The following is a 22192-nucleotide window of genomic DNA, read 5'->3' on the forward strand; positions in this document are numbered from 1 at the left end:
GGTGAACAAGACGACAATATAAGCGGCGATATCCTGCCGTCGCGCTCGGCCATAACGGCAATTTCGCCGGCCTTTGCCAAGCTTGTGCCAAAACAATTCATGCGGGTTTGGCACGTTTCCTGCTACGGCGCGTTATGACAAGTGATCCCCGGATGCGCTCACGCCGCGACATGCTTTTCTTTCTTGCCGCCTCGGCCGTTGCGGGAGGGGCATCGCGCGCACTTGCCTCGCCGCTGACGGCGGCCGCTCAGCCCAATCTGCGCGGGGCGATCGACGCGGTGGACTATCGCGCCATTCCCGACAGCGGCGATCGCAAGACCCGCAACCTGCAGCAGATGATCGAACAAGCGGCGCGCGAGAACGTGCCGGTCTTCCTGCCGCCCGGCACCTACCGGGTCTCCAATCTCACTTTGCCCGACAATACGCGTATCACTGGCGTGCCGGGCGCCTCGCGGATCGTCTATACTGGCGAAGGCCATCTGTTTGCGGCCGAGAACGTGCGGCGGATCGAGCTTTCCAATCTCGTCATCGACGGCGGCAACCGCTGGCTTGGCGACTATGCCGGCGGGCTTTTGCAATTTACCGGCGTCGACGAGGTGCTGATCGACAATTGCGAGATCGGCGGCAGCCGCAAACACGGGCTGCAACTGGAGCGCTGCGGCGGGCGGATCGAGCGCAGCCGCATCTCGGGGGCTGCCCAATCCGGGCTTTACGCGGTGGATTCCAGCACCCTCTCGGTCACCGGCAATACGGTCTCGGATTGCGGCAATGGCGGCATCCTGGTGCATCGCTGGAAGAAGGCGGAGGACGGCACTGTCGTATCAGGCAACCGCATCTCCAACATCCGCGCCAATGACGGGGGCACCGGGCAAAACGGCAACGGCATCAACATCTTCCGCGCCGACGGCGTGATGGTGGTGAATAACCAGATCTCCGATTGCGCCTTTACGGCGATCCGCGCCAATTCGGCTTCGGACATCCAGATCAGCAGCAATCAGTGCCGGCGGTCCGGCGAGACGGCGATCTATGTCGAATTCGCCTTCGAAGGCGCCGTCGTTTCCGCCAACATGATCGACGGGGCGGCGAACGGCATCTCGATCGCCAATTTCGACGAGGGCGGCCGGCTGGCGAGCGTCACCGGCAATGTCGTGCGCAACCTGACGCTGCGCGGCCCATACCAGCACGAGGTCGGCTTCGGCATCGGCATTGCGGCCGAGGCCGATACGCTGATTTCAGGCAATGTGATCGAGGGCGCGCCGCGGTGGGGCCTTCAGATCGGCTGGGGACCGTATCTGCGCAACGTCGTTGTGACAGGCAATGTGGTGCGCAAGGCGCCTGTGGGATGCGCCGTCTCGGTCGCCGATGGCGCAGGCACTGCCGTCATCACCGACAACATCTTCCAGGAGACCGCCGAAGGGGCGGTGCTCGGCTTCCAATGGGAAAAGAAGGTCTCCGGCGAGATGGCGGGCGGCGGCTCGCCCTATGCACAGCTGACTGTCGAGCGGAACCGCGTCTCCTGAGGAGAGCATTTGCTTTCCCGAGAGACGAAAATGCTCTATCTCTTTGTTTTTGTGACATAAAGTCAGCTTATGCCGAAGGCGGCATTTGCTTGGTTTCGCGCGCGGATAGCATTCCTGACAACGGCATTCGTTCCGTGAGTGGCTCCTTCGTCCGCCCCTTGCTCCGTCATGCTCGGCACAGGGCCGAGCATCTGCACCGTATCGATCAATCGCCACGGGCATAGATCCTCGGCACAAGGCCGAGGATGACGGAGGGTGGGAGCGCGTTTCCGCCAAACTCGCACCGGCCTACGGAGGCACCCCGACTTGGTGTCTGTCAGGCACTCGACTCTCTTCCGGCCTGTGAAAACCACCGCGCGGTTTGTACAACTGAGCACTTTTTTACCGGAATTGCTTGGCGCATCAAAAGCTTTCATCATCCCATAAGCGCCAGGGACTTCTCGCAGCCCGATCCGGCATTTACGGTCTTTGGACATATCGAGGGGATATCGTTCATGCTGACAATCTACGGGGTCTACCGATCGCGCGCGTCTCGTGTTTACTGGATGGCGGAGGAACTCGGGCTCGAATTCCGCTCGGTGCCGGTGCTGCAGGCAAGGCGGCTGGCAGAACCGCTCGCAACGGATGCGCCCCTCAATACGCATTCGCCTGATTTCATCGCCGTCAACCCGATGGCGCAGATCCCCAGCATCAGGGATGGCGATCTCGTCATGCACGAGTCGCTGGCCATCAATCTTTACCTGGCACGCAGACATGGCGGGCCGCTTTCCGGCCAAACCGTCGAAGAAGACGGATTGCTGACGATGTGGACGGTCTGGGCGGCGTCGCAGGTCGAACCGCTTACGGTGAAGATCGTGCTCACCTATGATAACGGGCTCGAAAACAGCGAAGGCGGCCAACAGACGATCGCGGTTTCCTGCCGGTCGCTGCGCAAGCCGTTGGCGGTTCTCGAAGGCCACCTTGCCGGAAGGCAGTGGATCGTCGGCGACCGATTTACCGTCGCCGATCTCAACCTCGCCGAAGTTCTGCGCTACGCCCAGAGCGAAGAGAAGCTTTTCCAAGCCCATCCCAATGTCAAAGCCTGGATCGAGCGTTGCCAGTCCCGCCCGGCCTATAAGGCGATGCAGGCGACCCGCGGCAAGGAGCCGATCGAGGTGTGAAAATCACTGGAAAAGCGCGAGCGTGCCGGCCATCTCTTCGCGAATCCAGGCCTTGAAATCCTTGACCTTCTTCGGCTCGCGTATGCCTTCGGAGGTGACGAAGTAGTGGCCGAAGCCGGTACGGGCGCGAATGCCGAAGGGGGCGGCCAGCCGGCCTTCGGCGAGCGCAAAGCCGGAAAGGGTCTGCCAGGCCAGCATGACGCCCTGGCCGGCGATCGCCGCATCGAGGCAGAGCGAGGCATCGTTGAAGACGTGGCGGGTTGAAAGCGTCGCGCCTGATAGTCCGGCCTCGCGCATCCAGACCTCCCAGGTGAACATGGCATGGCCGTCGATGATGGCCGGCAGGGCGAGGATATCGGCGGGTTCTTTCAACTTCGCCGCCATCTCAGGCGAACAGACGGGAAAGACCTCCTGTTCCAGGAGCAATTCGGCCTTCACGTCAGGCCATTTACCGGTGCCGACGCGGATGCCGATATCGACATCGCAAAGCGCCGGACTGACGAGATTGGTCGTTGCATCCAGCCGCAGCTTGATGTCGGGATGACGCTCGGCGAAACGATCGAGCCGGCAGACCAGCCAGCGGGCGGCGAAGACCGGCGCCACCGATATGGTCAGGATCGTATCATCCTTGCGGCTGGCGATCGATACCGCCGCCGAAAGACGGGCAAACCCCTCGTCGAGCGCCAGGAGTACCGGCCGAGCGGCTTCGGTGACGATCATTCCCCGGGCTGTGCGCTCGAAGATCACCTGGCCAAGCTGGGCTTCGGCCTTGATGACCTGCTGGCTGACGGCGCCGACCGAGACGCCGAGTTCGTCGGCCGCTGCCTGCAGCGAGCCGAGACGGCCGACGGCTTCCAGCGCCCGCAGGCCGTTGAGATGGACCATGTTCAGGTTCTTCATATAGTTTTTCTATACCGCCTCAGCGTTATTCTCAATTGAAAATCTGCCTGTTGAGGCCGACATTGCAAGCATAGGCAATCCATTCGAACGCGGGGTGTGGGCGGATGGGACGGCTCAGCAGGCGCCAACCGCTTGCGATCATCCTTCTACGCCACTGAGAAAGCGAGGCATGCCATGTCGTTGCTGAAGTTTTTCTTGAGACCTGCCCTTCAGGTGGGAGGCGCAGAAATTGCCCCGGCCTGGAAGGACGATCCGCTGCGGCATCCCGAGGTCGAGCGCATGTCGATGCGCGAAATCGCCGATCTGCCGCTCGGGATGCAGACCGGCTTTCAGGCGGAGGCCAAGCCGCCGCTGGCGAAATGCGCCTGAAAATATGCGAGAGCCTTTCCGGGTTAGATTGAAGCATTCTGCCGGAGCAGGTTTTCGTCAGGGCAAAGGCGATTGGCGACGGGCATACCCCACGGTACGTCCGAGCCGATCGCCTTTGATCCTGGCGGAAAGATGCCCGGCCCACCGGGTTGGCTGAAACGGGCCGGCTGATCGACCGGCCGGCTTGGCCGTAGAGCCGGGCTACGACGCGCGCCGGCCGGTCGACCATCCGACTCCGTTTGAGCCAACAGAATGCTTCAATCTAACCCGGAAAGGCTCTAGGTTTCGCCCTGGCAGAAAGGGCGGAACCATGGCCTGTCATGTCGATGCGATCTTCGAACGCCTGAAGCGGCTGGCGGCGGAAGCCGGGCTGCCTGATGTCGAGAAGAGCACCTCCTACGGCAATCCGGCGCTGAAGGTCGGCGGCAAGAGTTTTGTGGCGGTGAAGAACGCCGAGACGATCGTGATCTCGATTTCACTCGACGACAAGGATCACCTGCTGGAAATGGCGCCTGACGTCTATTTTCAAACCGATCATTATGTCGGCTGGCCGTATCTGCCGGTGCGCGCCGCCATGATCGGCGACGAGGAATTGCGGCTGCGGCTGATCGGCGCCTGGCTGTTCCGGGCGCCGAAGAAGCTTGCCGCCCGTTTTACCGCATAATTCAAAGTGTCACGGCGTCCTTTGCGCGTCTGAAAAGACGCGCCGGTAGAGATCAGGCCCGATCGTAGGCCAGCGCCCGCTGGACGGCGGGGCGCTGCAGCATGCGGGCGTGGTGATCGCTCGCCTTTTCGAACCGGGCGGGATCGACGCCGTCCGACGGCAGCCAGTCGGTCATGACGAAGAGATAGGGATCGGCGAGCGAATAGGCTTCACCCATCACCCATGGGCCTTCGAACATCGTCTGCTCGATCAGCGTGAAACAATCGGCCATATTCTCAGGCACCTTGGCCTTCATCGCCTCGATGGCCGCCGGCTCGTCTGCCCAGCGCGAGCCGCGCGGGCGATGGGCATGGTTCACATGCACGGTCGAGCAGATATAGCTGTTGAAGGACTGCAGTCTGGCAAATTCAAAGGGATCATCGAGCGGCGCCAGCTTGGCGGCCGGCGCGCTCTGGGCGATATAGGTAAGGATCGCCGGCGTTTCCGTCAGCACGCCATAATCGGTGACCAGTGCCGGCACCCGGCCCTTCGGGTTGATCTTCAGATAGTCCGGCGCACGCTGCTCGCCATCGCGGAGGCTGATATTCTTGACTTCGAAGGCCAGGCCGGATTCTTCCAGGGCAATAAGGCTTGCGAGCGCGCAGGTTCCCGGCGCGTAATACAATGTCAGCATGGTTCTAGACTCCCTTTCGGCAAGGGTTATAGCGTAGCGGTCGGTGCGCCGGAACTGGGGAGATTGGGTTTTGATCTTCCATTGGGACAAGGGTGGGTGCGTCGAGTGTGTGGGGCAATGATCGGTGTGCCGCGCGGCCCCCTCATCCGCCTGCCGGCACCTTCTCCCCGTTGGGGAGAAGAGACTTGTGGCAGCGCCTCACTTCCTCTCAAAGCGCCTATTGGGGAACCGAAGCCAATCGGCTTGCTCCCTCTTCTCTCCATCGGGGAGAAGGTGGCCCGAAGGGTCGGTTGAGGGGGTGAGCGGCAAAGCCGCGAATGCTCTGAGCGCAAGCGAAGGGCAATGTAGAGGCGCGCCAACGCCGCGAACCTCTCAGCCGCAGCCCGGCACATCCTCCAGCCTGTGCCAGACCGGAATGCCGCGTTCCCGGGCGATGCGCACGTCGTTGTCCGCCCCCTTGGAATCGCCGGGCAGACGCAGCACACCCTCGCAGAGTTGCAGCAGCCGGCCGGCGACCGGGTGGAAGATCTCTTCGTAGAGCGCATCGCCGACCGACCGGCCGCCGGCGGCGTGCCAGATCGGCAGGGCCACCCATTCGCCGATCATGGGCACATGGCCGGCTTCAAAGAGCGCGTGCGAAGGCGCTTCCAGCCGCTTCAGGTTGGCGGCCATCTTTTCCGGGTCGTCGCCCGTTCCGGACCGATAAGGCCCGGCAATCAAAATCAACATGATCCACTCCTTCGCTCCGCTTTATGCGTGAGCACTTTCCCGGCCTCATGCACGGAATTTCGTGAAAATGCACGATATTTCTTGAATGTCGAGTCCCTTCGTGCAATATCGGGTTATTATGTTTAATTTCGTGCAGAGAGACGATGCTGACAACGCAACGCAAGACCCTCATTCTCGACATCCTGCGCCGTGACGGCCAAGTGGTCGCCAAGCGCGTCGCCGAGGATTTCGCGCTTTCGGAGGACACGATCCGCCGCGACCTCAGGGAAATGGCGGCGGAGGGGCTGTTGAAACGGGTGCATGGCGGGGCAATGCCGCTGGCGCCAGACCTGCCTGATTTCACCGCGCGGCGCAGCGTCTCGTCGCAGATCAAGGCGCGGCTGGGAGCAGCGGCGGCGGCGATGGTGAGGCCCGGTCAGATGATCTTCCTCGACGGCGGCACGACGACGGCGGAGATCGCCAGGCATTTGCCGCGCGACATGCCGCTGACGGTTGCGACCCACAGCCCGACGATCGCCGCCGAGCTGGAACACCACCCGACAGCCGAGGTGATCCTCACCGGCGGACGGCTCTACAAACATTCGATGGTGGCGACGGGGGCAGCGGCGATGGCGGCGATCTCGCAGCTTCGCCCCGACCTCTTCTTCCTCGGGGTGACGGCGGCGCATCCGGTGCACGGGCTTTCCACCGGCGATTTCGAGGAGGCGGCGATCAAGCGGCATATCGCCCGCTGCGCGGCCGAAACGCATGTGCTGCTGACCGAGGAGAAGTTCGACCTCGTCTCGCCCTGCCCGGTGCTTGGCATTTCCGAGGTGGCGGGGCTGATCGTGCCCATGGAGATGACGGCCGAACAGCTGAAACCCTATCGCGATCTCAACGGCGCAATCGCCGCAGCATGATGGTGCTGCGGGAGGGCTGCGGTGCTGCAGCATGCGGCAAGAGGCTTGCGGCAAGGGCCGCGATGAAGGCCGTCAGCACGGCATAGGCCGGCGCCATGCTGCCGGTTCCAAGTGTGAGTACCGTCTGCAGATATGGCTGCGCCAACGCGATGACGACGGAAAGAGCCGGCATGTCGAGCAGGGTCCCGGCGATGCGCGACAGTTCCGGCATGAAGGCCACGCCGGCAAGCGCGCCGTAGACCGCCGTCAGGCGGAGGGCGAGGCGCAACGGCGCCGAGGCTGCAAGCGGCGGCATGTCGCCATCCTCGACGGCAATCATGAGATAGGCGACGAAAGCCGCCGGAAACAGCAAGGCGACGGGCAGCGCCGCCAAGGTGGCGGGTTGCGTCAGAGCCGCCGCATCCGCCGCCAGGAAGAGCAGGATCGGCGTGGAAGCGACGAACCAGATGGCGACGATCGGCCCCCAGAACCAGATGAGCGAGAGAGTGTGAAGACGGAGCAGCGTCGCCATGAAGAGCATGCCGATCGCAGCCCAGATGCAGGCGGGTTTGAGCATGCCCGATATCAGCCGGAGGACCGGCTCGCAGGCGCCGGGCATATCACCACAGCCGGACAGCTGGATCGTGAGCCAAGTGATATAATCGAGGCTCAGCGCGGCGAACATGAAGATGCCGATCCCCATCAGCATCCACCAGAGATAGCGGCCTGCAAACATGCCCTGCCCTCACGGCTTCCAGGACTGTGCTCACGTCGCCGCGAAAGGGTGCATCCGCGATCGCAGGACGTATCCCTCTTTATATTAGGTAATTCTTATTTTTCTAATAACTTATATACGTAAGCTCGCATTCATCCGGCCAAGGCGGAGGTCACCCTGATATCGCCGACATGGATGCCATTCCAATTGCGCATCGGCGTTGCGGCATGGGCCATCAATGCCGCATGCACCTCGCTCTCCGTCTCGAAGAAGCGGGCGAGGGTCGCCGCCACCATGGCTTCGGCGGCGCGGGTCATGCCATCTTCGCATTTGAGGGCGATGGCGATGCCCTTTTCCGGGATCGCCGCACAGAAAACGCCCTCGGCGCCGGTTTTGACGAAGATCCGGCCGGGGGCGATCTGCATCAACTCCGTGCAGGCGCGGCCGGAGCCGGCGACGTAGAAGGGTTCGGCCATGCAGGCTTCGATCAGGCGGCGTGATGCCTTTGCACGCAGGGGTTCGAGGCCGGTGCCGGTCGCCATTTTGGCAAAACCGTGGGCAAGGCTGCGCAGCGGCACGGCATAAGTTGGAATCGAGCAGCCATCGGTGCCGCAGCTTTCTGCTCCGAGCACCGCGCCGGTCAGGCTTTCCATCGCCGCGCGAATCTCGACCTGCAGCGGGTGCTGGTAGCCGACATAGCCCTTTGGATCGATATCCTGATGGCAGCAGGCGCAGATAAAGCCCGCATGTTTTCCCGAGCAATTGTTGTGCAGCGCGTTCGGCGCATCGAGCGCGCGGACCTGACGGATCAGGACCTTTTGACTCATCGACCAATGGGCGCCGCATTCCAGCGCCTCGGCATCGCGACCGGCCCGCGACAGCATGGACGCGGCAAGCGTCACATGCTCGTCCTCGCCATTATGCGAGGCGCAGGCCAGCGCCAATTCCTTGTCGCCGAAGCCATAGGCATCGGCAGCACCGCTCTCGACCAGCGGCAGCGCCTGCATCGCCTTGCAGGACGAGCGCGGGAAGATCGCAGCCTCGATGTCGCCCAGCGAGAAGACAAGCTTGCCGTCGCCATCAACGACAGCCACCGCGCCGCGATGGCGACTTTCGACGAGCAGGCCGCGGGTGACTTCGACGGTGACGGGATTGGTCATGAGCTTTTGTCCGGATGCTGGCGGGGGTAGCGCAGTCCATAACGCGTCACGCGGGGAAAGCCAACGGGGTTGACGCTTTGCAAGGGTTAGGCGGCCGCGCGAGTGCCTGCCTGATGGAGCACCTGGCGCGCCTGCGGCGAGTTTGGCGAAGACGTCACCGCACATTCCGTCTTCCTCGGCCTTGAGCCGAGGATCCATGCCCGGTGCTGATGGATGCCAGCGTGGGTCCTCGGGTCAAGCCCGAGGAAGACGGAGGCTGGGGTGAGCGTCTGCGCTTTTCTATTCTCTTTCAACAACGATTTTCCGGAGGGCACCGCCACTGTCAGGAACCTGGACTTCGATGGCTTTGCTCTTATTTCCGGGTTTCGCCTTGCCGCAAATTGCAATCGCGGCTCTCATGAGGCCTCTGTCAGTCATGCGTTCTCTGTCAGTCGGTATAACTGGCTTAAAGGTATCTGTGGCTTGTCTCGCCGATTCCCATGTCATCTGGAAACCACATCCCCTCATCACAAGATCCCGAAAGAAGTGTTGAATGAGGGGCCGACCGTCAGGAGCAACGCTACTGCAACCTGCAACGGCAAAGGAAAGCGCCACAGCGCCAACAAAGCGAAATTTCATTGTCCCCATCCAATTGATCAACCCCGGCGAGCACTAAGGGCAGAAGATTGATAGAGTCAATCGGCTGCGGGCACGGCGAGCATTTACCGGGCGAGCTAGGCGCTCAGCCTCGTTGCGGGCTCGTCCGGCGATCACATCGTCCAAATATTCATCACATAAATTGACCGAGGCGATCGAAAACTATCGTTTCTCTGATGGATCCGATGCGGCTAAGAGTGGTGCATCAGGAACCGCTCCCCATGCCATCCACCTTTTCCTTGATCCTTCGCGACAACAGGATCCGTATTCCGACCGTGACACTCGTCGCGCTCGCCTTCACCTATGCGTCGACCGCGCCCTATCAGTCGATCATCGGGATCAACGAACTCGGCATGAGCAACGGCGCCTATTCGGCACTGGTGTTCTTCTCTTCGATCGTCAACGTCACGACGAGCCTGACGCTCGGCATCTGGTCGGACAGGCTGAAGGAGCGCCGGCCGCTGGTGCTGGGGCTTTGCGTCGCCGGCATGCTCGGCTTCGGATCGATCGCGATCATTCATAGCCCCGTTGTCTTCATCTTCTCCACGCTGTTGCTGGTGCCGATGAGCAATTCCACCTATTCGCTGCTGTTTGCCAGCCTGCGCGCCAGGACCAACCAGATGGACCGTGGCCAGGGGGCGGCGATCACCGCAACGGTGCGGGCGCTCTTTTCCGGCTCCTGGGCGCTGGCGCCGGGGTTGATCGGCCTCTATCTCGTCAGTTCGCCGTCGATGACGCCGGCCTATGGGATCGCGGCATTGGCAAGCTGCACCTGCTTCTGCCTGTATTTCTTCTTCGCACCCGGAAATGGCGCCGGCGGCCCTGCCCCCGATCCAGTCGGCTTCCTTGCTTCGCTGAAACGGATTTTCGTGCCGCATGTGCTGTCGCGCGTCATCGTCATGGCGATGCTGTTCGGACTGCAGCGGCTGAATAGCATGCTCCTGCCGCTGATCATCACCCATGCGGCCGGCGGGACCGTGGTCGATGTCGGCTTCATGGCCGGCTTGACGGCTTTGCTCGAGATGCCGTTCATGATGATGTGGGGTTTTGCGCAACGCCGCTTTCGAAGCGCGCATGTGCTCGCCTTCGGCGCGCTGATCTATTGCGTCTATCTACTGCTGCTCGGCTTTGCTTCCGCACCCTGGCACATCTACGCACTCCTCCTCTTCAATGCCTGCGGCGCGGCAGCGATCCTCAGCGTGCCGATCACCTATCTGCAGGACCTGATCGCGGACCGGCCGGGGCTCGGAACCTCGTTGATCTCGCTGAACACGTTCATTGGGGTTGGCGTCAGCGCCGGTCTCTTCGCCTTCGGCACCGCGATCACCGATTATTCCGGCACCGCCTTCGTCGGCGCGGCCGCGGGTCTCGCATCGATCGGAGTGCTGCTCTATCTCGAAAGCAGCAGGCGGCAGGCGCGGCAACCGGCGTGACGTGCGACGTTCCGATCGACAGGCGTCAACCTGGCGTGATGCGATAGGCGCAGCGGCGGGCGCCGGCGAGGATGTGTTCGCTCCGTTCGACGTCAGCGCCGAGGACGGCGCGGAAGGTTTCGAGTTCGGAGCGGCAGAAGCCGGCGCAGGCGGTGGCGGCAGCACAGATCGGGCAGTGGTTTTCGACCAGCATGAAGGAGCCGTCTGCCTCCTGCCAGTGATCGGCCATATAGCCCTCGCGGGTGCGGATGCCGGCAAGGGCCTCGACGCGTGCGGCGAGGTCATGCGCCTGGCTGAGCTCCTCCCGATAGCGCTTCAGCGTCTCGGCCTCGCGGGCGGAAATGACCGTATTGAGGGCCGCGGGGCCGAGCTGTTCGACGAGCGTGCCGAGGAGGTTTGCCGTCAGTTCGGCATGGCCATCCGGGAACTGGCGGTTGCCCGCGGCTGTGAGGTGCCAGAGCTGGCGCGGCCGGCCACGGCCGGCAGCAGCAACGGTGACCGGTTCCACCAGCCCCTCCTCCGCCATCTTCGACAGTTGCTGGCGGGCGGCCTCGCCCGATATGCCAAGCGTATCGCCGATCGCGGCGGCGAGCTGCGGCCCGTCGGTCTTTATCAGGATCAGGATCCGGTTGGCTGGGGACTGGCGCATATTTTCCAAGTCAAGTCTTGTTTAATTCGAGACGGCATGCAATTTTCCAATTTATAACTTGGAAAATAATCCTTCGCCAGTAAAAATCTCGGGATCCTCCCATGTCGAATATCGACCAGACAGCAGCCATTCCCAGCGCCAGCTCCGTCTTCCGCCTCTTCCTGCCCGAGCACCTGCCGGCAACATTGATGCTGGCCGGCGGCGTGACGCTTTATGCGGTGGAGAGTTACATCATGGCGACGATCGCGCCTTCGATCGTGCGCGATATCGGCGGGCTCGCGCTGTTTTCCTGGGTCACCAGCCTGTTCGTCGCCGCTGCCGTGCTCGGCTCGATCTTCGTCGCCATGCGGCCGCGCGGCATCGGGCTTCGATCCGTCTATGTGATCGCAGCTCTGGTCTTCGGCGCCGGCAGCCTGATTGCCGCAGCCGCACCGCCGATGCCGGTCGTGCTGATCGGACGCGCGGTGCAAGGCCTTGGAACAGGCGCACTTGCCGCGCTCGGCTATGCCTTCATCCGCTTCGTCTATCCCGAGCCGCTATGGCCGAAGGCATCGACCCTCTATGCGGCGATCTGGGGGGTCTCGACCGTCATCGGGCCGACGCTCGGTGGCTTCTTTTCTTCGGGCCACGCCTGGCGCTACGCTTTCATCGTGCTGGTGCCGCTCGGGCTGCTGATGGCGCTCTTGGCGCCGCGGCTGTTGCCTGACGTCGAGGATGACCGCGAGCAGGCAAAGACGCCGATTGCCCAGATCGGACTGCTGCTTGCCGCCGTGCTGATGGTCAGCACGGCCGGCGCGATCGAGGCGACAGCCACGAAGGTCGCGCTGATCGCCGCTTCGGTCGTCGCGGTCGCCGGCATGATCGTCATCGAGGGCCGAAGCCCGAACCGCCTGCTGCCCTCCGGCGCTGTCAGTCTTTCCCAGCCGATTTCACGGGTCTACCTGGCGATGCTCGCCATGACCGTCGTCCTCGTCAGCGACGTCTTCATTCCCTATTTCCTGCAGACCCTGCATGGGGTGCCCGCGATCGTCTCGGGTTATCTCGTGGCGCTCGTCGCCCTCGGCTGGACCTTCGCGGCCTTCCTCAGCGGCTCGTGGACCGGCGGTCGAGCCTATTGGGCAATCGTCATCGGCGCCCTCATCGAGGCGGCGGCGACCGCTTGCCTCGCCCTCTTCCTCGCCAAGGACAATCCCGAGGGGCATATGCTGATCATCGTGCCGGCGGCGATCGGCATGTTCATGATGGGCTTCGGCATCGGTCTCGGCTGGGCGCATCTCGTCGCCATGGTGCTGAAACTCGTCGCCGACAACGAGAAGGACAAGGCTTCTGCCGCGATCCCGACGATGAGTTCGCTCGGTGGGGCGTTCGGGGCCGCCTTTGCCGGCGTCATCGCCAATGGCGCCGGCCTCGTTCATCCCGGCGGCGTATCAGGTGCGCTGTCGGCGGCGCACTGGCTCTATCTGCTCATGGCGTTGCCCGGTGTTCTCGCTGTCGCGGTGTCGCTGACGCTCAGCCGACGCGCAGCATGATCTTGCCGACATGGCTGCCGTCCTCCAGCAGCCGGTGCGCTTCGACGACCTCTTCGAATGCAAAGACCTTGTGGATGACGGGGGCGACGGTGCCGGCTTCGAGCAGCGGCCAGACTTCCGAGAGCAAGTCGTCGCGGATGGCGCGTTTTTCTTCCGCCGTGCGCGGCCGCATGGTGGAGCCGGTGACCGTCAGGCGCTTGATCATGATCGGCGAGAGATTGATCTTTTCGGCAAGCGCGCCGCCGAGGAAGGCGATGATCGACAGGCAGCCATCCCTCGCCAGCGAGGCGATGTTGCGCTCGAAATAGGAGGCGCCGATCATGTCGAGGATGATATCGACGCCGTGGCCGGTCTCGGCCTTGATCACCTCGGCGAAGTCCTCGGTCCGGTAGTTGATCGCGCGTTTGGCGCCAAGCTTTTCGCAGGCCTCGCATTTCTCCTTCGAGCCCGCCGTCGCGTAGACCTCGGCGCCGAAGGCGCGGGCGAGCTGGATCGCCGTCGTGCCGATGCCGCTGGAACCACCATGGATCAGCACCGTCTCGCCTTCCGTCAACCCGGCCATCTGGAAGAGATTGGCCCAGACGGTGAAGAAGGTTTCAGGCAAAGCGGCCGCCTTCACCGCGTCATAGCCTTTGGGAAAGGGCAGGATCTGGCCTGCCGGCAGCAGGCAATATTCGGCGTAGGCGCCGCCATTGGCGAGGCCGCAGACCTTGTCGCCGACGGCATGGTCGCCGACGCCCGGGCCGACGGCAACGATTTCGCCCGACAATTCCAGGCCGAGGATCGGGCTCGCACCCTTCGGCGCGGGATAGTTGCCCTGGCGCTGGGCAATATCCGGGCGGTTGACGCCGATCGCCTCGGCGCGCACCAGGACCTCTCCGTCGCCGGGCACAGGAAGCGGACGCCTGCCGATCGTCATCACCTCCGGTCCGCCGAAGGACGGCAGATCGACGAAACGCATATCCTGAGGCAATGGCATGACCGGCTCCTCCCTGGGAGCGGTTCAGCTTTTGGTGGAAGTGGGCGGAACCGCTCTAGCTTTTTGTCTAAAACACAGGAAGTAAATCAGCCCCGCAGGCTTGGGAAGGCTTGATGTGGCAGAGGCGTCAATTCGCCTCGCCCAGCAGATGAAAGACGAGGCCTTCCTCGCTGTCCTTGGCTGCCGATTTGATGATGGCGATCTCGGCGCTGACGCGGTTGATATCGTCGATGACGAGGCATCCCGGCAGTTCGATGACGCCGATCGAGCAGCGCATCAGCGGGAACAATGCTTCGGCGCCGGTGCGGTCGTGACCGAGGATGCGGCCGGCGGCGCGGTCCTCCTCGGAATAGAAATCCCGCACATCGTCGTGGAAATCGCTGATCAGCCGGTCGAGGATCTCCGTCAGCTCTTCCTTGGTCCAGCCGACGACACCGATGAAGAAATCGTCGCCGCCGACATGGCCGAGGAAGTGGCGCTCGGCGAAGAAATAGCGGCGCATCAACGCGGCAAACAGCGAGATCGCGTGGTCGCCGAGATGGAAGCCATAGGCATCGTTGAACGGCTTGAAATTGTCGAAGTCGCAATAACAGAAGTGGCGGAGCTCATCGCCGTCGCGGCCGGACTGACGCATGAAATCGCGGATGGCGCGATTGCCCGGCAGGCCGGTCAGCGGGTTCTGGTCCTGCGCGGTCTTCAGCTGTTTCTCGTTGATGACCTTGATCAGCGAGGCGGCGGAGACGACGCCGGCATAACGCATATTGTCGGTCAGGATCAGGCAGTTGCTGCCTTCCATATTGGCGAAGATCGCCATCAACTGCGGCGTCGCTGTCGAGGCCGACGATCGGCGCCATCTCGACGAAATGCGAGATGCTACGCTCATACATTTTGTTCTTTAAGAGATCGCGGCCGAAGGGCTGGTAGATATATTCCTTGAGGTGATGCTCGTGGATGATGCCGCGCGGCTCGTCATTGGCGTTGAGGACGGGAAAGAAGGCCTGACGCGGATTGCGGCGGAAGAGTTCGAAGACGCTGTCGATGCTGTCGTTCTCATAGACCGTCGGTAGCAGCTCGATCTGCTTGCGGATGAGGATTTCGTCGAGCGACTGGCTGCCCCGCTTGCTCTTGCCGAGCTCCTGCAGATGCGAGAAGGACGGCGCCAGCTCCGATATATGCGTCGTCGGGCGGGAGATGAACCAGCCCTGGACGAGGTCGACGCCATATTCGCGGCAGGCGATGAATTCGGCCTCGGTCTCGATGCCTTCGGCGATGACGCGCGTGCCGAGCACATGGGCAATGTTGACGATGCTCTTCAACAGATGGCGCTTGCGCGGGCTGCGGTCGATCTCGGCGACGAAATGGCGGTCGATCTTGAGATAATCGACGGCATAATCGCAGAGCAGCTTCATCTCGCCGTGACCGACGCCGAAATCGTCGATCGCCAGCTTGAAACCGGCCTTACGCAGCCGGGAAACGAGGCCGGAAAATTCCGGCACGCTGGTATTGTCGAAACGCTCGGAGAATTCGAAGCAGACGGAGGACGGCGGAATATTCGCCTTCCGCAAATGCTGCAGCAGGCTCTCGACCAGGCTTTCGCCGTGCGGGATGAGCCGGACATCGAGGTTGAGGAACAGCGTCGAGGTGGAGAAATTCGACAGCGTCGAAAATTTGGCGAGAGCGCGGCTGGCGACCATCTGTTCGAGCTGCAGCAGCTGGCCGGCCTGGTGAGCCTCGTCGAGGATGTCGACCGGCGTCTCGTAGCCGATGCGATCCTGGCCGCGCATCAGGGATTCGTAGCCGAAGACCGTGCCGGTGCCCGCCTCGACGATCGGCTGGAAGGCATTCTCGACCACGAGCTTGGCAAGGGTTACGATCTGATCGCTGGCGTAGCGGCGCAGGACATCCGGCGCGACGGTGGCAGCCAAGGACACCCCAGTCTTCACGTGGCCGGTCTTCATTGGGGCTGATCTCCACTGTGACTTGTTCTTTTTCGTCCGGAACATGCCGCAGAAGGGTCAATGAACTCTTTCGCCAATGTGAAAGTTTTATGAAACGCGCAAGGGTCTTGCACGCGCTCCGCGTTTATTCAATTTTTCCAATGCAATCAAACGCTTGTTCAGGCGGAGCGACGGCGCTCCGCCTCATGATCGGCGAACATGTCGGCGACGCATCTGCCGCCTGACGGAACGCCCTCGTCGTCGAGAACATCGTCCCGGAACTCATTGAGCTTGCGGGTGGTATCCCAGAGGCGCAGCGCCTCGCGGACGACCTCGCTGCTCGAGGCATAACCGCCATTGTCGACGGCGGCGCGGATGCCCGCTGCCTGTTGCGGAGAGATGGAAACGGTGACCATCGGCATGAACTTCCTCCCTTTTCTGATCAGGCAGAACCCTGCCTCTGGGGGACGCATGACCATTTTTAGCATTCTCGGCGATTTCGCCGGTGCCTTGGTGCATTCGCACTCAGACCGTTCGCTTGCGCGGGACCGGCCTGTAACCCGTTAAGTCTAATCCCCTGTCCTAGTCTTGTCAAAAAAGAACGGGTCTTGTCAAAAAAGAACGGTCAGCGGCATCAGTTTCAATTGCGGATGCCGAGGCCGAAGGCGATCAAGGTCGAGCCCTGGACGATGAGATCGGCGGCCAGGAACAGGCCGAGGATCCACAGGCTGTTCACCGGCCAGCCGAGCGCGATGACGAAACCCGCAAGAGCGGTGATGACACCGCTTGCGACGATCCAGCGCCAGCCCTTGACCGGCTTCATGCGCATGCCGACCCAGGTGCGGAAGACGCCGGCGACGACGAGCGCCAGCGACAGAAACAGTGTCAGCGCCGCCGAAGTCAGGATCGGGTTGATGAAGGCGCAGATGCCGGCAAGCACATAGAGCAGGCCGCTCAGTATCCAGACCAGCACGTGATCCCAGCCGCGCACCTGGAAGGCATGGACGAGATAGATCACGCCGCCGAACAGCATCAGCATGCCGACATAATAGACCGAGACGACGGTGGCGAGCATCAGATTGCCGAGCGCGATCAGACCGCAGACGAGCAGCAGCACGCCGAGGCCGGCAAACCAGATCCATTTCGACTGCAGCGAAGATGTCGGTGTTCCCTCAAAGACATCGGCCATGATCCACCTCCTGAGATTCTGAATATGTTGCAGCAATTTTTCAGGGAAAGACCTGCGCCGGGCCAAATCGAGAAAGATTTTTATTGATTGATCAGTCAATCAAAAATAGCCTACTGCTGATTTCAAGGAGTGGTCTGTTGCCGAAGGTCGGAATGGAGCCGGTGCGCCGCAAGGCGCTTGTCGATGCGGCGCTGCGGGTGATCGGCGATCACGGCTCGCTCGCCGTCACCATGTCGGACATCGCCCGGCAGGCCGGCGTGTCACCAGCCCTGGCGCACCATTATTTCGGCAGCAAGGAGCAATTGCTGACCGAGACGATCCGCTCGCTTCTCCGGCAATTGCGCAGCGATACGGTGGCAGCACTCAAGGTCGCCAGGACGCCGCGCGCCCGGCTTTCGGCCGTCATCCGCGTCAGCTTCCATGCCGACCAGTTTGCGCCGGAGACGATTGCCGCCTGGCTTGCCTTTTACGCCGAAGCGCAGCGTTCGGAAGAGACGCGGCGCTTCCTGGTGATCTATGCGCGACGGCTGCGCTCCAATCTGCTGGCCGATCTGAAAGTGCTGCTGCCCGCTGACGCCGCAGAACGCATCGCCGAAGGCGCTGCGGCGATGATCGACGGGCTCTATATCAGGCAAAGTCTGAAATCGGCGCCGATCGGCATTGAAGCCTCGATCGCGCTGACGGAAGATTATCTGAATGCGCTTTTGGCCACCGCCTCCCCCTCTCCCCGGAGCGGGAAGGGACGACCACATCGAACCACCCAAGGACAAATGACATGAAAGCCCAGCCGAAAGCCTCGCACTTCATCGATGGCGAATATGTCGAGGATACCGACGGCACCGTCATCGAGAGCCTCTATCCGGCGACCGGCGAGGTGATCGCCCGGCTGTATGCCGCAACGCCCGCGATCGTCGAACGGGCGATCGCAGCCGCCAAGCGCGCCCAGCCGGAATGGGCGGCGATGAGCCCGATGGCGCGCGGGCGCATTCTGAAGCGGGCGGCCGACATCATGCGCGAGAGAAACCGGGCGCTCTCCGAACTCGAGACGCTCGATACCGGCAAGCCGATCCAGGAGACTGTTGTCGCCGATCCGACCTCGGGTGCGGATGCCTTCGAATTCTTCGGCGGTATCGCGCCGGCCGGTCTCAACGGGTCGCAGATCCCGCTCGGCCAGGATTTTGCCTATACCAAGCGGGTGCCGCTCGGCGTCTGCGTCGGCATCGGCGCCTGGAACTATCCGCAGCAGATCGCCTGCTGGAAAGCTGCGCCGGCGCTTGTCTGCGGCAATGCCATGGTGTTCAAGCCGTCGGAGAATACGCCGCTCGGCGCATTGAAGATCGCCGAGATCCTGCATGAGGCGGGACTGCCGAAGGGGCTCTTCAATGTGATCCAGGGCAACCGCGACACCGGGCCGCTGCTCGTCAACCATCCCGATGTCGCCAAGGTGTCGCTGACCGGCTCGGTGCCGACCGGGCGCAGGGTGGCGGCGGCTGCTGCCGGCAACCTCAAGCACGTGACGATGGAACTCGGCGGCAAGTCGCCGCTGATCGTTTTCGACGATGCCGATCTCGATTCGGCGGTCGGCGGTGCGATGCTCGGCAATTTCTATTCGACCGGCCAGGTCTGCTCGAACGGCACGCGCGTCTTCGTGCAGAAGACGATCAAGGACGAATTCCTCAAGCGGCTGAAGGTCCGCACCGAGGCGATGCTGATCGGCGATCCGATGGACGAGGCGACGCAGGTAGGCCCGATGGTCTCCTGGGCGCAGCGCGAGAAGGTGATCTCCTACATCGAGAAGGGCAAGGCCGAGGGCGCAACACTCATTGCCGGCGGCGGCATTCCGAACAATGTCTCCGGCGAAGGCTATTACGTGCAGCCGACGGTGTTTGCCGATGTCACCGACGACATGACCATCGCCCGCGAGGAGATCTTCGGGCCGGTCATGTCAGTGCTCGATTTCGACGCCGAGGACGAGGTGATCGCGCGGGCCAATGCCAGCGAATTCGGCCTTTCCGGCGGCGTCTTCACCGCCGACCTCACCCGCGCCCACCGCGTCGTCGACCGGCTGGAGGCGGGCACGCTGTGGATCAACACCTACAATCTCTGCCCGGTGGAAATCCCCTTCGGCGGCTCGAAACAATCCGGCTTCGGCCGCGAGAATTCGCTTGCCGCACTGGAGCATTATTCCGAGCTGAAGACAGTTTATGTGGGCATGGGGCCGGTGGTGGCGCCTTATTGAATTGAAACATATCTGCCCCCTTTGCCCCTCACCCTAACGGGGTCGAGCCACTCGTCTCGACCCGTCCTCCGGACCCCCGCTCGCGGGGAGAGGGGACGTGCCAAACGCGGCGTCGAGATTAGGAAGGCGGTGCGGCATATCCCCTTCTCCCCGCGAGCGGGGAGAAGGTGCCGGCAGGCGGATGAGGGGCAGGCTCTGGGAAAACAAGAAGCAGCCGGATGATGGCCGCTCGAGGGAACAAGACTATGCAAGCAGATTTCGTCATCATCGGCTCGGGCTCCGCCGGCTCCGCCCTCGCCTACCGCTTGTCGGAAGACGGCAAGAACAGTGTCATCGTCATCGAGGCGGGCGGCAGCGATTTTGGGCCGTTCATCCAGATGCCGGCAGCGCTTGCCTGGCCGATGAGCATGAAGCGCTATAACTGGGGTTATCTGTCCGAGCCGGAGGCGAACCTCAACAACCGGCGCATCACCGCGCCGCGCGGCAAGGTGATCGGTGGCTCCTCCTCGATCAACGGCATGGTCTATGTGCGCGGTCATGCCGAGGACTTCAACCGCTGGGAGGAGCTCGGCGCCAGCGGCTGGGCCTATGCCGACGTGCTTCCCTATTTCAAGCGGATGGAACATTCGCATGGCGGCGAAGAAAGCTGGCGCGGCACCGACGGGCCACTGCATGTCCAGCGCGGCGGCTTCACCAATCCGCTCTTCCAAGCCTTCGTCGAGGCCGGCAAACAGGCAGGCTTCGAGACGACGGAAGATTATAACGGCAGCAAGCAGGAAGGCTTCGGCCTGATGGAGCAGACCATCTTCGGCGGCCGCCGCTGGTCTGCCGCCAATGCCTATCTGAAACCGGCGCTGAAGCGGGACAATGTCGCGATCATCTACGGCTTTGCGCAGAGGATCGTGATCGAGGACGGACGGGCGACCGGCGTCGAGATCGAACGCAACGGCAGAATAGAGGTGGTGAAGGCGAACCGCGAGGTGATTGTCTCGGCCTCCTCCTTTAACTCGCCGAAGCTCTTGATGCTGTCGGGCATCGGTCCGGGCCAACATCTGCAGGACATGGGCATTGCGGTAAAGGCAGATCGGCCGGGCGTCGGCGCCAACCTGCAGGACCATATGGAATTCTATTTCCAGCAGGTGAGTACCAAGCCAGTGTCGCTCTATTCCTGGCTGCCGTGGTTCTGGCAGGGGGTGGCGGGCGCGCAGTGGCTGCTCTCGCGCGGCGGGCTCGGCGCCTCCAACCAGTTCGAGGCCTGCGCCTTCCTGCGCTCGGCACCCGGGCTGAAGCAACCCGATATCCAGTATCACTTCCTGCCGGTGGCAATCAGCTATGACGGCAAGGCGGCGGCGAAAAGCCACGGCTTCCAGGTTCATGTCGGCTACAACCTGTCGAAATCGCGCGGCAGCGTGAGCTTACGCTCCGCCGACCCCAAAGCCGATCCGGTGCTGCGCTTCAACTATATGAGCCATGCCGAAGATTGGGAGAAGTTCCGCCACTGCGTGCGCCTCACCCGCGAGATCTTCGGGCAGAGCGCCTTTAACGACTATCGCGGGCCGGAGATCCAGCCGGGCGAAGGCGTGCAGAGCGACGAAGAGATCGACGCCTTCCTGCGCGAACATCTGGAAAGCGCCTATCACCCTTGCGGCACCTGCCGGATGGGCGCCAAGGACGATCCGATGGCGGTGGTCGATCCGCAAACGCGGGTGATCGGCGTCGAGGCCTTGCGCGTCGCCGACAGCTCGATCTTCCCGCACGTCACCTACGGCAACCTGAACGGGCCGTCGATCATGACCGGAGAGAAGGCGGCCGACCACATCCTCGGCAAACAGCCGCTGGCGCGCTCGAACCAGGAGCCGTGGGTCAACCCGCGCTGGGCGGTCAGCGACCGCTGAGGCGTAGAGAGCTATTGGGCGGCAACTGCCACCGACCGGTAGTCGCTGGTCGTCGGGAATGTCTATCGTCAGAGCGATAGAAATACGGATGCCGGTATCAGAAATCGCTCACTCAGCGCGCGGGCTTGTCGAACATTGATTTGTCGCTTCCCGCTCAAAATCTCAGACACGACGGACTGAGCGCCCACTTCCGGCACCTCGGACTGGCCAAGGCTGCGCTCCTCCATGACATAACGCAGCGCATCGGCGCCAGTCACCGGAGGCATTGGGCGGTTTTGCTCGTCATAGGCCTCAACAAGGTCCGCCATGCGAGAGGCAAGCAACGCCAAAGGATGATCCTCATCGTCGCCCACTTCAGCGAGAATCTCGTCAAGTTGCTTCACGAGCTGATCATACTCAGCTTCATTGGCCGGCATGGCAAGAAGAGGAGCCACATACGTCCAGTGCTCGCTAACCAGTTTTACAAGTGCGCTCATCGGCCTAACCCTTCCATGCTCCTTTGTCGTACTCGGCATGATCCATAATCCGCTGAATATAGACCTTCCTGAATTTGTAGTGCACCACCGCGATCAAGCGCAGCTTGTTGCCGCCAATGTCGAACACGTGATGCTGCCCGACTTTGTCCGTTGCCGGAAACAGTGACTTCATGTCGGCGAAGTCTGTCGGCTCCGACGACTTCATCAGTCGATACCAAGTATCCAGGGCATTGGCTGTTTGAGGCCATCGGTCTTTCGCCTCCCAGATCTTTTTCTGTGTGATGACGTGCATAGATCCGGAATCATGTATCGCATTTTGCTATGGCTGCAATCTAGCGCAACTATCCGATTATAGCAAGTTGCTATGGACGAGATTGAAGACCGGCGGACGATGCGCAAACCGCTGGCGCGCTCGAACCAGGAGCCGTGGGTCAACCCGCGCTGGGCGGTCAGCGAGAGATA

21 protein-coding genes and 1 pseudogene are annotated in these 22192 nt (G+C 62.3%); 10 read left to right on the forward strand and 12 right to left on the reverse strand.

Going from position 1 to position 22192, the window contains the following annotated elements:
• Nucleotides 1-152 precede the first annotated feature (152 nt).
• On the forward strand, nt 153-1520 hold the full coding sequence (locus FFM53_RS06755) for a TIGR03808 family TAT-translocated repetitive protein (RefSeq protein WP_138328601.1): 1368 nt from the start codon (nt 153-155) through the stop codon (nt 1518-1520).
• Between the two features lie 494 nt (nt 1521-2014).
• Nucleotides 2015-2680, forward strand: coding sequence for a glutathione S-transferase family protein (locus tag FFM53_RS06760; RefSeq protein ID WP_138387801.1), 666 nt, complete (start codon nt 2015-2017; stop codon nt 2678-2680).
• 3 nt (nt 2681-2683) lie between these two features.
• Here FFM53_RS06760 and FFM53_RS06765 read toward each other — a convergent pair whose 3' ends face one another.
• Complete coding sequence (locus tag FFM53_RS06765) at nt 2684-3580, reverse strand: LysR substrate-binding domain-containing protein (protein WP_138387802.1); 897 nt, start codon at nt 3578-3580, stop codon at nt 2684-2686.
• Between the two features lie 174 nt (nt 3581-3754).
• Here FFM53_RS06765 and FFM53_RS06770 point away from each other — a divergent pair, with 174 nt between their 5' ends.
• A complete protein-coding gene (locus FFM53_RS06770; RefSeq protein WP_138328604.1) occupies nt 3755-3949 on the forward strand; it encodes a hypothetical protein in 195 nt (64 codons plus the stop codon).
• Nucleotides 3950-4259: 310 nt separating this feature from the next.
• Nucleotides 4260-4613, forward strand: a complete 354-nt coding sequence (locus FFM53_RS06775; RefSeq protein WP_138388024.1) for an MmcQ/YjbR family DNA-binding protein — start codon at nt 4260-4262, stop codon at nt 4611-4613.
• 52 nt (nt 4614-4665) lie between these two features.
• Here the strand turns inward: FFM53_RS06775 and FFM53_RS06780 are convergent, their stop codons facing one another.
• Entirely contained in the window at nt 4666-5286 is a 621-nt protein-coding gene (locus tag FFM53_RS06780; protein WP_138387803.1) for a glutathione S-transferase family protein, read from the reverse strand.
• 372 nt (nt 5287-5658) lie between these two features.
• A complete protein-coding gene (locus tag FFM53_RS06785; RefSeq protein ID WP_003546432.1) occupies nt 5659-6015 on the reverse strand; it encodes a hypothetical protein in 357 nt (118 codons plus the stop codon).
• Nucleotides 6016-6158: 143 nt separating this feature from the next.
• Between FFM53_RS06785 and FFM53_RS06790 the strand changes: the two genes are divergently transcribed.
• The gene (locus tag FFM53_RS06790; RefSeq protein WP_138387804.1) at nt 6159-6914 is read left to right on the forward strand and encodes a DeoR/GlpR family DNA-binding transcription regulator; all 756 of its coding nucleotides are present in this window, start codon (nt 6159-6161) and stop codon (nt 6912-6914) included.
• Here FFM53_RS06790 and FFM53_RS06795 read toward each other — a convergent pair.
• Together FFM53_RS06795 and FFM53_RS06800 are read right to left on the reverse strand one after the other, a co-directional pair.
• Nucleotides 6889-7629 carry a hypothetical protein gene (locus FFM53_RS06795; RefSeq protein ID WP_138387805.1) on the reverse strand — a complete coding sequence of 247 codons (741 nt, stop codon included), beginning with the start codon at nt 7627-7629 and terminating at the stop codon, nt 6889-6891. The two genes, FFM53_RS06790 and FFM53_RS06795, sit on opposite strands and share 26 nt — an antisense overlap.
• A gap of 131 nt (nt 7630-7760) precedes the next feature.
• The gene (locus tag FFM53_RS06800; protein ID WP_138387806.1) at nt 7761-8768 is read right to left on the reverse strand and encodes an asparaginase; all 1008 of its coding nucleotides are present in this window, start codon (nt 8766-8768) and stop codon (nt 7761-7763) included.
• A gap of 857 nt (nt 8769-9625) precedes the next feature.
• Between FFM53_RS06800 and FFM53_RS06805 the strand changes: the two genes are divergently transcribed.
• Nucleotides 9626-10837, forward strand: a complete 1212-nt coding sequence (locus FFM53_RS06805) for an MFS transporter (RefSeq protein ID WP_138387807.1) — start codon at nt 9626-9628, stop codon at nt 10835-10837.
• Between the two features lie 25 nt (nt 10838-10862).
• Here the strand turns inward: FFM53_RS06805 and FFM53_RS06810 are convergent, their stop codons facing one another.
• Nucleotides 10863-11486, reverse strand: coding sequence for a helix-turn-helix transcriptional regulator (locus FFM53_RS06810; RefSeq protein ID WP_138387808.1), 624 nt, complete (start codon nt 11484-11486; stop codon nt 10863-10865).
• A gap of 101 nt (nt 11487-11587) precedes the next feature.
• On the opposite strand from FFM53_RS06810, the gene FFM53_RS06815 reads away from it, so the two are divergent.
• Entirely contained in the window at nt 11588-13015 is a 1428-nt protein-coding gene (locus FFM53_RS06815; protein WP_173883549.1) for an MFS transporter, read from the forward strand.
• On the opposite strand, the gene FFM53_RS06820 is transcribed toward FFM53_RS06815, so the two are convergent.
• From FFM53_RS06820 to FFM53_RS06835, 4 genes and pseudogenes are all read right to left on the reverse strand, one after another.
• A complete protein-coding gene (locus FFM53_RS06820) occupies nt 12996-13994 on the reverse strand; it encodes an NAD(P)H-quinone oxidoreductase (protein ID WP_138387810.1) in 999 nt (332 codons plus the stop codon). The two genes, FFM53_RS06815 and FFM53_RS06820, sit on opposite strands and share 20 nt — an antisense overlap.
• A 127-nt stretch (nt 13995-14121) precedes the next feature.
• Nucleotides 14122-15997, reverse strand: a pseudogene (locus tag FFM53_RS06825) (GGDEF domain-containing protein).
• 113 nt (nt 15998-16110) lie between these two features.
• Nucleotides 16111-16353, reverse strand: coding sequence for a ribbon-helix-helix domain-containing protein (locus FFM53_RS06830; protein ID WP_138328617.1), 243 nt, complete (start codon nt 16351-16353; stop codon nt 16111-16113).
• A gap of 218 nt (nt 16354-16571) precedes the next feature.
• Nucleotides 16572-17120, reverse strand: coding sequence for an HdeD family acid-resistance protein (locus FFM53_RS06835; RefSeq protein ID WP_138387811.1), 549 nt, complete (start codon nt 17118-17120; stop codon nt 16572-16574).
• A gap of 152 nt (nt 17121-17272) precedes the next feature.
• Between FFM53_RS06835 and betI the strand changes: the two genes are divergently transcribed.
• From betI to betA, 3 genes are all read left to right on the forward strand, one after another.
• Entirely contained in the window at nt 17273-17899 is a 627-nt protein-coding gene (gene betI, locus FFM53_RS06840) for a transcriptional regulator BetI (protein ID WP_138388025.1), read from the forward strand.
• Nucleotides 17896-19359, forward strand: a complete 1464-nt coding sequence (betB, locus tag FFM53_RS06845) for a betaine-aldehyde dehydrogenase (protein WP_138387812.1) — start codon at nt 17896-17898, stop codon at nt 19357-19359. The genes betI and betB overlap by 4 nt, the downstream gene beginning before the upstream one ends.
• 245 nt (nt 19360-19604) lie before the next feature.
• Nucleotides 19605-21254: a choline dehydrogenase gene (gene betA / locus FFM53_RS06850; protein WP_138387813.1), complete on the forward strand. Its 1650-nt coding sequence runs from the start codon at nt 19605-19607 to the stop codon at nt 21252-21254.
• A 68-nt stretch (nt 21255-21322) separates the two neighbouring features.
• Here the strand turns inward: betA and FFM53_RS06855 are convergent, their stop codons facing one another.
• Nucleotides 21323-21730, reverse strand: a complete 408-nt coding sequence (locus FFM53_RS06855) for a helix-turn-helix domain-containing protein (protein WP_138328621.1) — start codon at nt 21728-21730, stop codon at nt 21323-21325.
• Nucleotides 21731-21734: 4 nt separating this feature from the next.
• Nucleotides 21735-22022, reverse strand: a complete 288-nt coding sequence (locus FFM53_RS06860) for a type II toxin-antitoxin system HigB family toxin (protein WP_003557588.1) — start codon at nt 22020-22022, stop codon at nt 21735-21737.
• Between the last annotated feature and the right edge of the window lie 170 nt (nt 22023-22192).

The sequence above is a fragment of the Rhizobium indicum genome (assembly GCF_005862305.2).
GTDB classification, from domain to species: domain Bacteria; phylum Pseudomonadota; class Alphaproteobacteria; order Rhizobiales; family Rhizobiaceae; genus Rhizobium; species Rhizobium indicum.

Bases quoted from the DNA above. Each gene is read 5' to 3' on its own strand.
- FFM53_RS06765 (WP_138387802.1), bottom strand. From the start codon at position 3,580: ATGAAGAACCTGAACATGGTCCATCTCAACGGCCTGCGGGCGCTGGAA.
- FFM53_RS06815 (WP_173883549.1), top strand. From the start codon at position 11,588: ATGTCGAATATCGACCAGACAGCAGCCATTCCCAGCGCCAGCTCCGTC.
- FFM53_RS06795 (WP_138387805.1), bottom strand. From the start codon at position 7,629: ATGTTTGCAGGCCGCTATCTCTGGTGGATGCTGATGGGGATCGGCATC.
- FFM53_RS06830 (WP_138328617.1), bottom strand. From the start codon at position 16,353: ATGCCGATGGTCACCGTTTCCATCTCTCCGCAACAGGCAGCGGGCATC.
- FFM53_RS06790 (WP_138387804.1), top strand. From the start codon at position 6,159: ATGCTGACAACGCAACGCAAGACCCTCATTCTCGACATCCTGCGCCGT.
- FFM53_RS06760 (WP_138387801.1), top strand. From the start codon at position 2,015: ATGCTGACAATCTACGGGGTCTACCGATCGCGCGCGTCTCGTGTTTAC.
- FFM53_RS06780 (WP_138387803.1), bottom strand. From the start codon at position 5,286: ATGCTGACATTGTATTACGCGCCGGGAACCTGCGCGCTCGCAAGCCTT.
- FFM53_RS06785 (WP_003546432.1), bottom strand. From the start codon at position 6,015: ATGTTGATTTTGATTGCCGGGCCTTATCGGTCCGGAACGGGCGACGAC.
- FFM53_RS06800 (WP_138387806.1), bottom strand. From the start codon at position 8,768: ATGACCAATCCCGTCACCGTCGAAGTCACCCGCGGCCTGCTCGTCGAA.
- FFM53_RS06835 (WP_138387811.1), bottom strand. From the start codon at position 17,120: ATGGCCGATGTCTTTGAGGGAACACCGACATCTTCGCTGCAGTCGAAA.
- FFM53_RS06755 (WP_138328601.1), top strand. From the start codon at position 153: ATGCGCTCACGCCGCGACATGCTTTTCTTTCTTGCCGCCTCGGCCGTT.
- FFM53_RS06775 (WP_138388024.1), top strand. From the start codon at position 4,260: ATGGCCTGTCATGTCGATGCGATCTTCGAACGCCTGAAGCGGCTGGCG.
- FFM53_RS06810 (WP_138387808.1), bottom strand. From the start codon at position 11,486: ATGCGCCAGTCCCCAGCCAACCGGATCCTGATCCTGATAAAGACCGAC.
- FFM53_RS06805 (WP_138387807.1), top strand. From the start codon at position 9,626: ATGCCATCCACCTTTTCCTTGATCCTTCGCGACAACAGGATCCGTATT.
- betA (WP_138387813.1), top strand. From the start codon at position 19,605: ATGCAAGCAGATTTCGTCATCATCGGCTCGGGCTCCGCCGGCTCCGCC.
- betB (WP_138387812.1), top strand. From the start codon at position 17,896: ATGAAAGCCCAGCCGAAAGCCTCGCACTTCATCGATGGCGAATATGTC.
- FFM53_RS06860 (WP_003557588.1), bottom strand. From the start codon at position 22,022: ATGCACGTCATCACACAGAAAAAGATCTGGGAGGCGAAAGACCGATGG.
- betI (WP_138388025.1), top strand. From the start codon at position 17,273: ATGGAGCCGGTGCGCCGCAAGGCGCTTGTCGATGCGGCGCTGCGGGTG.
- FFM53_RS06855 (WP_138328621.1), bottom strand. From the start codon at position 21,730: ATGAGCGCACTTGTAAAACTGGTTAGCGAGCACTGGACGTATGTGGCT.
- FFM53_RS06770 (WP_138328604.1), top strand. From the start codon at position 3,755: ATGTCGTTGCTGAAGTTTTTCTTGAGACCTGCCCTTCAGGTGGGAGGC.
- FFM53_RS06820 (WP_138387810.1), bottom strand. From the start codon at position 13,994: ATGCCATTGCCTCAGGATATGCGTTTCGTCGATCTGCCGTCCTTCGGC.